The following is an 11,016-nucleotide window of genomic DNA, read 5'->3' on the forward strand; positions in this document are numbered from 1 at the left end:
CCACAGGCCCCTGAAATCCGCCAGGACGACGCGGATCCCTGCTACGCACGTCGGGACGCGGCCAGAATAAAGAAATCGTGCGCACGGCGCGGTTAGCTGGGTAGAAACGCGGCCAGAAAATCGGTGCGGACGGCTGTTCACGCTAGACTGACGGGATGCGACTGTTGCGGTGACTGGAACCGCCCGCATGAAACCCCAAGGAGAGCATTCCGACCGTGGCTGCCCAGAAGAAGAAGGCGCAAGACGAATACGGCGCTTCAGCGATCACCGTGCTCGAAGGCCTGGAGGCCGTCCGCAAACGCCCCGGTATGTACATCGGGTCCACCGGTGAGCGTGGTCTGCACCACCTCATCTGGGAGGTGGTCGACAACTCGGTTGACGAGGCGATGGCCGGCTACGCCGACAAGGTCGACGTCCGCATTCTCGACGACGGCAGCGTCGAGGTCTCCGACAACGGCCGTGGCATCCCGGTGGCCATGCACGCGACCGGCGCCCCCACTGTCGACGTCGTGATGACCCAACTGCACGCGGGTGGCAAGTTCGGCGGTGAGAACAGCGGCTACAACGTCAGCGGTGGTCTGCACGGCGTCGGTGTGTCGGTGGTCAACGCGCTCTCGACCCGACTCGAAGTGGACATCGCCCGCGACGGCCACGAATGGTCGCAGTACTACGACCGCGCCGTGCCCGGCACCCTCAAGCAGGGCGAGGCCACCAAACGCACCGGCACCACGATCCGATTCTGGGCCGATCCGGAAATCTTCGAGACCACCGACTACGACTTCGAGACCGTCGCGCGCCGGCTCCAAGAGATGGCGTTCCTCAACAAGGGGTTGACGATCAACCTCACCGACGAGCGGGTGACCAAGGAGGAGGTGGTCGACGAGGTCGTCAGCGACACCGCCGAAGCCCCCAAGTCGGCGCAGGAGAAGGCAGCGGAATCCACTGCGCCCCATAAGGTTAAGCACCGCACCTTCCACTACCCGGGTGGGCTCGTCGACTTCGTCAAGCACATCAACCGCACCAAGAGCCCGATCCAGCAGAGCATCATCGACTTCGACGGCAAGGGCCCCGGCCACGAGGTCGAAATCGCGATGCAGTGGAACGGTGGCTACTCGGAATCGGTGCACACCTTCGCCAACACCATCAACACCCACGAGGGCGGCACCCACGAAGAGGGTTTCCGCAGCGCGCTGACGACGGTGGTCAACAAGTACGCCAAAGACAAAAAGCTGCTGAAAGAAAAGGATCCGAACCTCACCGGCGACGACATCCGTGAGGGCCTGGCCGCGGTGATCTCGGTCAAGGTCAGCGAACCGCAGTTCGAAGGCCAGACCAAGACCAAACTGGGCAACACCGAAGTTAAGTCGTTCGTGCAGAAGGTCTGCAACGAACAACTCACGCACTGGTTCGAGGCCAACCCCGCCGACGCCAAGGTCGTGGTCAATAAGGCGGTGTCGTCGGCGCAGGCCCGCATCGCCGCCCGCAAAGCGCGAGAGTTGGTGCGCCGCAAGAGCGCGACCGATATCGGCGGGCTGCCCGGCAAGCTCGCCGACTGCCGCTCCACCGACCCCCGCAAGTCGGAACTGTACGTGGTGGAGGGCGACTCGGCCGGCGGCTCGGCCAAGAGTGGCCGCGACTCGATGTTCCAGGCCATCCTGCCGCTGCGCGGCAAGATCATCAACGTCGAAAAGGCCCGCATCGACCGGGTTTTGAAGAACACCGAAGTCCAGGCGATCATCACCGCACTCGGCACCGGTATTCACGACGAGTTCGACATCGCCAAGCTGCGCTATCACAAGATCGTGCTGATGGCCGACGCGGACGTCGACGGCCAGCACATCTCTACGTTGTTGCTGACGCTGCTGTTCCGGTTCATGCGGCCGCTGATCGAGCACGGGCACGTGTTTTTGGCGCAGCCGCCGCTGTACAAGCTGAAGTGGCAGCGCAGCGAACCCGAGTTCGCCTACTCCGATCGCGAGCGCGACGGCTTGCTGGAGGCCGGACGGGCGGCAGGCAAGAGGATCAACGCCGAAGACGGTATCCAGCGCTACAAAGGTCTGGGTGAAATGGACGCCAAGGAATTGTGGGAAACCACGATGGACCCCACCGTTCGGGTGCTGCGCCAAATCACGCTGGACGACGCCGCAGCCGCCGACGAACTGTTCTCGATCCTGATGGGCGAGGACGTCGATGCGCGCCGCAGCTTTATCACCCGTAATGCCAAGGACGTTCGCTTCCTGGACGTCTGAGCGATCAGACCCGCCACCCTTGACCGACCCACGAGGACTACATGACTGACACCACGCTGCCGCCGGGCGACGACTCCGTCGACCGGATCGAACCGGTCGACATTCAGCAGGAGATGCAGCGCAGCTACATCGACTACGCGATGAGTGTGATCGTCGGACGCGCGCTGCCAGAGGTGCGGGACGGTCTCAAACCGGTGCACCGCCGCGTGCTGTACGCGATGTTCGACTCCGGGTTCAGGCCCGACCGCGGACACGCAAAATCGGCACGGTCGGTTGCGGAGACGATGGGTAACTATCACCCGCACGGTGACTCGTCGATCTACGACACCCTGGTGCGCATGGCGCAACCGTGGTCGCTGCGCTATCCGCTGGTCGACGGGCAGGGCAACTTCGGTTCGCCAGGCAACGACCCGCCGGCCGCCATGCGGTACACCGAGGCGCGACTGACCCCGCTCGCGATGGAGATGCTGCGCGAAATCGACGAGGAGACAGTCGATTTCATCCCCAACTATGACGGTCGTGTGCAGGAACCGACCGTGCTGCCCAGCCGATTCCCGAACCTGCTCGCCAACGGCTCCGGCGGCATCGCGGTCGGCATGGCGACCAACATCCCGCCGCACAACCTGCGCGAGTTGGCCGAAGCGGTTTACTGGTGCCTGGACAATCACGAGGCCGACGAAGAGGCGACGCTGGCCGCGGTCCGCGAGCGGGTCAAGGGCCCGGACTTCCCCACCCACGGTCTGATCGTCGGATCCCAGGGCATCCACGACGCCTACACCACCGGCCGCGGCTCGATCCGGATGCGCGGAGTCGTTGAGGTAGAAGAAGATTCACGCGGCCGCACCTCGCTGGTGATCACCGAGCTGCCCTACCAGGTGAACCACGACAACTTCATCACCTCGATCGCCGAGCAGGTCCGTGACGGCAAGCTGGCCGGCATCTCCAACATCGAGGACCAGTCCAGCGACCGCGTCGGTCTGCGCATCGTGGTGGAGATCAAGCGCGACGCGGTGGCCAAGGTGGTGCTGAACAACCTCTACAAGCACACCCAGCTGCAGACCAGCTTCGGCGCGAACATGCTCTCGATCGTCGACGGGGTGCCGCGCACGCTGCGGCTCGACCAGATGATCCGCTACTACGTCGCGCATCAACTCGACGTCATCGTCCGGCGCACCACCTACCGGTTGCGCAAAGCCAACGAACGCGCGCACATCTTGCGCGGTCTGGTCAAAGCGCTCGACGCGCTGGACGAGGTGATCGCCCTGATCCGCGCGTCCGAGACCGTGGAAATCGCGCGGGCCGGCCTGATCGATCTGCTCGATATCGACGAAATCCAGGCGCAGGCCATCCTGGACATGCAGTTGCGCCGGCTGGCCGCCCTGGAGCGTCAGCGCATCATCGACGACTTGGCCAAGATCGAGGCCGAGATCGCAGACCTGGAAGACATCCTGGCCAAGCCCGAGCGGCAACGCGCGATCGTGCACGACGAGCTGTCGGAGATCGTCGACAAGCACGGCGACGAGCGTCGTACCCGGATCATCGCCGCCGACGGCGACGTCAACGACGAGGACCTGATCGCCCGCGAGGACGTCGTCGTCACCATCACCGAGACCGGCTACGCCAAGCGCACCAAGACCGACCTGTACCGCAGCCAGAAACGCGGCGGCAAGGGCGTGCAGGGCGCCGGCCTCAAGCAGGACGACATCGTGCGGCACTTCTTCGTGTGCTCCACGCACGACTGGATCCTGTTCTTCACCACGCAGGGCAGGGTGTATCGAGCCAAGGCGTACGAACTCCCCGAGGCCTCGAGGACCGCTCGCGGTCAGCACGTCGCCAACCTGCTGGCGTTCCAACCCGAGGAGCGCATCGCGCAGGTCATCCAGATCCGCAGCTACGAGGACGCCCCGTACCTGGTGCTGGCAACCCGCAACGGTCTGGTGAAGAAGACCAAGCTGACCGACTTCGATTCCAACCGCTCGGGCGGAATCGTGGCGATCAACCTGCGCGACAACGACGAACTGGTCGGTGCGGTGCTCTGCTCCGCCGACGAGGACCTGCTGCTGGTCTCGGCGAACGGCCAATCCATCCGGTTCTCGGCGACCGACGAAGCGCTGCGCCCGATGGGCCGCGCCACCTCCGGCGTGCAGGGCATGCGGTTCAACACCGACGACTATCTGTTGTCGCTCAACGTCGTGCGCGAGGGCACCTACCTGCTGGTCGCGACGTCGGGCGGCTACGCCAAGCGCACCGCGATCGAGGAGTATCCGGTGCAGGGCCGCGGCGGCAAGGGAGTCCTGACGGTGATGTACGACCGCCGACGTGGCAGGCTGGTTGGTGCGTTGATAGTCGATGATGACAGCGAGCTGTACGCAATCACCTCGGGAGGCGGCGTCATCCGCACCGCAGCGGGCCAGGTTCGCAAGGCGGGACGGCAGACCAAGGGCGTACGCCTGATGAACCTGGGTGAGGAGAACACGCTGTTGGCCATCGCCCGCAACGCGGAAGAAAACGCGGACGAAGTCGTCGAGGAAATCGGCGGCGCCGCGGAGTCGGACAGCTAGCCGGCGCCGAGCCACTAGACTCAGCCCGACCAGACATAATGCGACTGCCACCGCGTGGGCGGCCGGGTAGGAGACCTAAGGAGTCGGGGTGACCTCACCGAACGAGCCGGGCGCCCCCAACAAGGGGGACGGCCCCAACGGGGATGGTTCGGTCGAGCGTGCCGGGGTGCGCCGCGCCGCGCCGCCCGCGCAGGGTGGCCGCAGCCAAGAGGGCGGGGATGGACCGCCCTGGCAGCGTGGCGGTGCCCGGCCCCAGCAGCCGGGACCTCGGCAGAGCGAGCCGCCCACCGAGAAGCGGCCATCCGGTCCGGCCGGCGGCGTCGAAGCACGGCTGAACAGATTCATCTCCGGCACCGCGGCACCCGGCGCTCCGGCGCATGCCAAAGAGCCCGAGCCCGCACGGGCCGAGACTTCGGCGACCGAGGCCTATGCCAGCGAGCTGCCGGATCTGTCCGGCCCGGTGCCGCGCGGCCCGCACCGCAAACCCGCCCCCGAGCGGCCCGCGGAGTCGTCGAGCTCGTCGGGTGCCGGACGTTTGGCCACCGCAGAAACCCGGGAGGGACGGGACAGCCGCGACAACCGGGTGCAGGTGTCTCGCCGCACGCGGGGCCCGGTACGCGCGAGCATGCAGATCCGCCGCATCGACCCGTGGAGCACGCTGAAGGTGTCGCTGCTGCTCTCGGTGGCGTTGTTCTTCGTCTGGATGATCGCCGTCGCGTTCCTCTACCTGGTGCTCGGCGGCATGGGTGTGTGGTCGAAGTTGAACAGCAACGTCGGCGACCTGCTGAACAACACCAGCGGCAGCAGCGGCGAACTGGTGTCCAGCGGCACGATTTTCGGCGGCGCCGTCCTGATCGGCTTGGTCAACATCGTGCTGCTGACCGCCATGGCGACCATCGCCGCATTCGTCTACAACCTGACCACCGATCTGATCGGCGGCGTCGAGGTCACGCTGGCGGACCGCGACTAGCAATGGATGCTGCGCTTTTGGGAGTAGGGCGGGGATTGCGGTAATCTCGTCGCTCGGCCGTACGCGAGTACGGGCCTATAGCTCAGGCGGTTAGAGCGCTTCGCTGATAACGAAGAGGTCGGAGGTTCGAGTCCTCCTAGGCCCACAACCATGTGCCCGTCAAGACGTTGCGTAAGGCTCGCCCTGCCACTGGGACTCATCGCCGTATTGGCAGCGGTGGCGTGGTCACGACGTGGAGTCGAGGTTTGGCACGTGGCGGTGGATGACCAAGGTCAGCCGCTCAGTCACGATGAGGGGCCTTAGCTCAGTTGGTAGAGCACCGCCTTTGCAAGGCGGGTGTCAGGGGTTCGATTCCCCTAGGCTCCACAGGTCACGCCCCTTCCCGGCGCTGCCCGTGTACGACGAGCCGAGGAAGCGTTCCACCAGGGCGCGCTCAGCCGCCGGGTCTTTGAGCGGCCAGCTCCACAGCGCCAGGAAGACGCGGATCAGCCACTGCGCCGCCAGCGGGTCATCGTTGTCGCGCCCCAGCATCTCGGCGGCCAAAGCGGTGACCGTGGGCGAGCTGATGACCCAATCGCTGACCGGGGCCGCGTGGATCGAGCGCATGAGCTGGGCCAGCGGATCGGCACGCAGGCGTTCCAGCGCCATGATCGTGGCGGTGACGACTCGCTCGGGGCCGCGCAGGTCCTTGATGGCTTCCCGAGTGGCGTCGACAATGCGAGCCGCTTGAATACCGACGACGGCGTCGCGGATGGTCGCCTTGCCGCCGGCATGCCGGTAGATCGTTGCGGGCGAGCAGTGCACCCGGGTTGCCAAGGCCTCGATCGTGAAGCCGTCGTATCCATGGCGCGCGATGAGGTCGGCCGCCGTGGTGTAGATCCGTTCGGCGGCTTCACTACGGCGATCCCGGCCCACCAACCAGTCGTCACGTGGCATCCACCCATGCTCCACCACATTGCACGATGCAGAAATACTTCTCGCAGCCTGAGAAATTCCGGGCAGCGTTTATCAGGCGAATCGGCTGCTGGTGGCGGGTGCGCGCGGCCGTAACCCGTCGACCGGAGGCGCGACGGTTCCTCAACTTCTCGGCATCCCGTTGACGCTGGTGCGAGCTGCATCGAGCCTGAAACACATGGCGGTCTTGGACAGTGCGATCGAATTCTTCAGCGACGAGGCGATCCAGGATCCCTACCCGCTGTTCGACCGCATGCGTGCCGACGCGCCGGTGCACCGCATCGGCGACTCAGTGTTCTACGCGGTATCCGGTTGGGACGCCGTACTCGAGGCAGTCGACCGCGTCGAAGATTTCTCCTCGAATCTCACGGCGACCATGGTTTTTCACGAGGATGGCACCGTCACCCCGTTCGATATGGGGCCGCCGGGAGATTCGATGCATGCTCTGGCCACCGCGGACGACCCGATCCATGCGATGCACCGAAAGATCCTGTTGCCGCACCTGTCGGCCAAGCGGATTCGGGTCATCGAAGAGTTCGCCGCCCAGACCGCGGACCGTCTCTGGGAGGAGAACCTGCGCGATGGCCGGATCGAATGGATGAGCGCGATCGCCAACCGATTGCCCATGATGGTGGTCTGCAAGCTGCTGGGACTGCCCGCTGACGACGTCGACAAACTCATCCGGCTCGGCTACGCCACCACCACGTTGCTCGACGGGGTTGTCGCCGCCGAACAGCTCGAACTCGCCGGACTGGCCGCGATGGAACTGTCGGGTTATGTGATCGAGCATTTCGAAAAGGCAAGCGGCAAGCCAGAGTCGGCGCTGATGGCTGACCTGGCGGCCCGCTGTGCCTCGGGCGAACTCGCGCAGCTGCCGGCACTCAGCATCATGCTCACCCTCTTCAGTGCCGCGGGCGAATCGACGGCGTCGCTGCTGGGTAGCGCGGCCTGGATCCTCACCGATCGCCCCGCGATCCAGCGGCAACTTCGCGAAAACCCGGAGTTACTAAGCGCTTTCATCGAAGAGACGCTGCGCTTCGAGCCGCCGTTTCGCGGTCATTACCGTCACGTGTGGCGCGATACCACGCTGGCCGGGGTCGAGGTGCCGGCCGGCGCACACTTGTTACTGATGTGGGGGGCGGCCAACCGCGATCCGACGCATTTCGAGGATCCGAACGAGTTTCGGCTCGACCGCGCGGCAGCCAAAAGTCATGTGAGTTTCGGCAGGGGCGTGCATTTCTGCGTGGGTGCGGCGCTGGCCCGTCTGGAGGCCCACATCGTGCTGCGGATGCTGCTCGAGCGCACCTCATGGATCGACGCGACCGATATCGGCGACTGGCTGCCGAGCATCCTGGTCCGGCGCCGCGACCGGCTTCAGCTAGCTGTGCAGTGACCCCTACGGCCGCGGCTGCACGTCGACGCTCGGCGGCCGCGACTGCGGCTCCTGCGGCTTCGCCCGCACGGAGCGCCGGACGAGGCTGAACGCGATGGCCCCCCCGGCGAGGACTGCGACGGCCGCCCCCGCAAAGACCAACGGGCGCTTGCCGCGACGCTGTGCGCGCCGCGCCTGCTGCAGCGCTTGGGGCAGGCTCGTGACAACTTCCTGCGCGGCGGCCAGCTCCTGGGCCAGGGTTTCCTGGGCCGCGGCGAGGTCTCTGGCCAGCTGACCCTCTTGATACCGGCGACGCAGCTGCGTGGCGGTCGACTGCGCGGACTGAACACTCAGGCCGACCACTCCCCGCGTGACGTCCACCGGTCCCTGCGCCGAATAGGTCAGGCCGCGGGCCAGTCGCTGCCGCGGCGTCAGCCGAGAATCCGCCTTCGCCCTCATCTGTCGCCTTCCTGTCCCGTGGGTAGAGCCTGGCGTGAAGCCGGCCCGGTATCTGAACAGACTGCCAGCATAGGGACGTCGGCGTTGCCTTGGGTGACACCGCCTGCGGCAACGCCCGCCCGTAGTGGCAGACTCTGATGCCGTGACCAACAGCCCCTTTCAGACTGCTACCGCCACGCTCCACACCAACCGCGGCGACATCAAGGTCGCCCTCTTCGGAAACCACGCACCCAAGACCGTCGCCAACTTCGTTGGCCTGGCGCAGGGCACCAAGGAGTACTCGACGCAGAACGCATCGGGAGGCTCGTCCGGCCCGTTCTACGACGGCGCGGTCTTTCACCGGGTGATCCGGGGCTTCATGATCCAGGGCGGCGACCCGACCGGAACCGGTCGCGGCGGCCCGGGCTACAAGTTCGCCGACGAGTTCCACCCCGAACTGCAATTCGACAAGCCCTACCTGCTGGCGATGGCGAACGCGGGCCCCGGCACCAACGGCTCGCAGTTCTTCATCACGGTCGGCCAAACCCCACACCTGAACCGGCGCCACACGATCTTCGGCGAGGTCACCGACCCCGAGTCGCAGAAGGTCGTTGAGGCGATCTCGACCACGGGCACCGACGGCAACGACCGTCCCACCGAGCCGGTGGTCATCGAGTCGATCACCATCTCCTGAGTCGGCGGTAAGCCGCGTGCCGATCAGCCTTGCTGGCGGCCCGCGTAGCCCGCTGCCGTGAGTGCGTCGAGCACCTCGAGCGGATCCGTTCCGAGGTCCCAGCGGGAGAACAGCACCAGGCCGCCGTCGGCCGTCTCAACCTCGAGCAACCGCACTTTGCGCCCGTAGCGGCGGAACTCGATGATGCGGATGATCTTGATGTCGGAATGCTGCAATACCTGCGTCCGAAACCAGCCGCGGAGCATCAGGCCGCCGGGCGTGATTGCCAGCTTGGGACGCGCGTGCCACGACACGCCGGCAAACAAGATCAGACCCGCCGCGGCAACGCTCGCCAGGATGCGCCCCGGCGGGTCTGTGACCACGGTCACAGCCGCGATAGCCATCAGAACACCCGCGGCTCCGCAACCAGCGATTCCCGCCGTGTGCGGCTGCCATTGTGTTTGCTGCATGCGGTCCTTAACCCCTCCCACCACGGCCTATGCAGTTATCCACATCAGCTATCAACAGTGGGGATAAATCACACGCGTGTGATTGGGTGGTTACAAAGTTGCTGACGCGGTGACAGATCAGGCCGAAAATGAATTCATTACGGCGGCTGCCCTGCTCAGTGCCAGCGCATCGTGAGCAACAAACCGGTGATCATGAAAGCGAACGCGATCGCGTAGTTCCACGGGCCCAATTGGGCCATCCAGTTGAGAGCGGCCGGTGCCTGGCTCCCGACGGCGGCCAACTGGAAGACCATCAGCCAGACAAGGCCGATCAGCATGAGACCGATGAACAGCGCGACGAACCACACGCTCGAGGGTCCGACCTTGACTTTCACCGGGGTGCGGCTGACCGCGCCGACGGTGAAATCGTTCTTCTTGCGAACCTTGGACTTGGGCATGATTACCTCGCGAATTACCTCAACGACACGGGGAGCGGGACGGGGTGCAACGATAAGCACTGCAGCTGCACCCATAGCTTGGGTACGAGACTAACTCACCTGGGGCGGTGACCAGGAAATGGAGAGGCGATGATCCAGACGCGCCAGTCGCCATGGCGCTGGGGCGTCCCGGTCGTGTGTCTGCTGGCCGGACTGCTGCTCGCCGCCACCCACGGCGTGTCCGGAGGCGCCGAGATCCGCCGCAGTGACGCCCCGCGGCTGGTGGACCTCGTCCGGGAGACCCAGTCGTCGGTGAATCGTCTCAGCGCCCAGCGCGAGGCGCTGGCGGGCAAGATCGACGCCGCGCACGGGCGGTCGTCCGATGCCGCGCTGGCGGCCATGCTGCGGCGCTCCGGCCAGCTCGCCGGGGAGGCGGGCATGAGCCCGGTGCATGGTCCGGGCCTGGTGGTCACCCTCGCGGACGCCCAGCGCGACGCCAACGGCCGTTTTCCCCGCGACGCCTCTCCGGACGATCTGGTGGTGCACCAGCAAGACATCCTGGCCGTGCTCAACGCGATGTGGAGCGCCGGCGCCGAGGCGATCCAGATGCAGGACCAGCGGATCATCGCGACCTCGGTGCCGCGCTGCGTCGGCAACACCCTGTTGCTGAACGGGCGCACCTACAGCCCGCCGTACACGATCGCCGCGATCGGCAACGCGGCGGCCATGCAGGCCGCCCTGGCCGCCGCGCCGCTGGTGATCCTGTACAAGCAGTACGTGGTTCGCTTCGGGCTCGGTTACACCGAAGAGGTCAAGACCGACGTGCAGGTGGTCGGTCATTTCGAGCCCGACCGCCTGCATTTCGCGCAGCCCAACGGCCCGATCGGCTACTGAGGCCTACTGACCAGCGGCG

Annotated in this window: 10 protein-coding genes and 2 tRNA genes; 8 read left to right on the plus strand and 4 right to left on the minus strand. The window is 65.8% G+C overall.

Annotated elements, in window-relative coordinates; all coding sequences use genetic code 11:
- Window positions 1-215: 215 nt before the first annotated feature.
- The 5 genes from gyrB to MTY59_RS07540 all read left to right on the plus strand — a co-directional run bounded on the left by gyrB (window position 216) and on the right by MTY59_RS07540 (window position 6,146).
- A complete protein-coding gene (gyrB, locus tag MTY59_RS07520; protein WP_221045116.1) occupies window positions 216-2,249 on the plus strand; it encodes a DNA topoisomerase (ATP-hydrolyzing) subunit B in 2,034 nt (677 codons plus the stop codon).
- Window positions 2,250-2,290: 41 nt separating this feature from the next.
- Window positions 2,291-4,810, plus strand: a complete 2,520-nt coding sequence (gyrA, locus tag MTY59_RS07525; protein WP_221045117.1) for a DNA gyrase subunit A — start codon at window positions 2,291-2,293, stop codon at window positions 4,808-4,810.
- A gap of 88 nt (window positions 4,811-4,898) precedes the next feature.
- Window positions 4,899-5,780 carry a DUF3566 domain-containing protein gene (locus MTY59_RS07530; protein ID WP_221045118.1) on the plus strand — a complete coding sequence of 294 codons (882 nt, stop codon included), beginning with the start codon at window positions 4,899-4,901 and terminating at the stop codon, window positions 5,778-5,780.
- Window positions 5,781-5,851: 71 nt separating this feature from the next.
- Window positions 5,852-5,925: transfer RNA gene (locus MTY59_RS07535), tRNA-Ile, on the plus strand.
- A 148-nt stretch (window positions 5,926-6,073) separates the two neighbouring features.
- Window positions 6,074-6,146, plus strand: a tRNA-Ala gene (locus MTY59_RS07540).
- On the opposite strand, the gene MTY59_RS07545 is transcribed toward MTY59_RS07540, so the two are convergent.
- Entirely contained in the window at window positions 6,120-6,716 is a 597-nt protein-coding gene (locus MTY59_RS07545; protein WP_221045119.1) for a TetR/AcrR family transcriptional regulator, read from the minus strand. The two genes, MTY59_RS07540 and MTY59_RS07545, sit on opposite strands and share 27 nt — an antisense overlap.
- A gap of 196 nt (window positions 6,717-6,912) precedes the next feature.
- Between MTY59_RS07545 and MTY59_RS07550 the strand changes: the two genes are divergently transcribed.
- The gene (locus MTY59_RS07550; RefSeq protein WP_221045120.1) at window positions 6,913-8,127 is read left to right on the plus strand and encodes a cytochrome P450; all 1,215 of its coding nucleotides are present in this window, start codon (window positions 6,913-6,915) and stop codon (window positions 8,125-8,127) included.
- A gap of 3 nt (window positions 8,128-8,130) precedes the next feature.
- Here MTY59_RS07550 and cwsA read toward each other — a convergent pair whose 3' ends face one another.
- The gene (gene cwsA, locus MTY59_RS07555; RefSeq protein WP_221045121.1) at window positions 8,131-8,565 is read right to left on the minus strand and encodes a cell wall synthesis protein CwsA; all 435 of its coding nucleotides are present in this window, start codon (window positions 8,563-8,565) and stop codon (window positions 8,131-8,133) included.
- Between the two features lie 124 nt (window positions 8,566-8,689).
- On the opposite strand from cwsA, the gene MTY59_RS07560 reads away from it, so the two are divergent.
- Entirely contained in the window at window positions 8,690-9,238 is a 549-nt protein-coding gene (locus tag MTY59_RS07560) for a peptidylprolyl isomerase (RefSeq protein ID WP_064953480.1), read from the plus strand.
- 23 nt (window positions 9,239-9,261) lie between these two features.
- Here the strand turns inward: MTY59_RS07560 and MTY59_RS07565 are convergent, their stop codons facing one another.
- Window positions 9,262-9,687 (minus strand): PH domain-containing protein, encoded by a 426-nt coding sequence (locus tag MTY59_RS07565; RefSeq protein ID WP_221046315.1) that lies wholly within the window; start codon window positions 9,685-9,687, stop codon window positions 9,262-9,264.
- A gap of 155 nt (window positions 9,688-9,842) precedes the next feature.
- Window positions 9,843-10,124, minus strand: a complete 282-nt coding sequence (crgA, locus tag MTY59_RS07570; RefSeq protein ID WP_066861804.1) for a cell division protein CrgA — start codon at window positions 10,122-10,124, stop codon at window positions 9,843-9,845.
- Window positions 10,125-10,253: 129 nt separating this feature from the next.
- Between crgA and MTY59_RS07575 the strand changes: the two genes are divergently transcribed.
- Window positions 10,254-10,997: a DUF881 domain-containing protein gene (locus tag MTY59_RS07575; protein ID WP_221045122.1), complete on the plus strand. Its 744-nt coding sequence runs from the start codon at window positions 10,254-10,256 to the stop codon at window positions 10,995-10,997.
- Window positions 10,998-11,016 lie beyond the last annotated feature (19 nt).

This window comes from Mycobacterium senriense, from assembly GCF_019668465.1.
GTDB lineage: Bacteria > Actinomycetota > Actinomycetes > Mycobacteriales > Mycobacteriaceae > Mycobacterium > Mycobacterium senriense.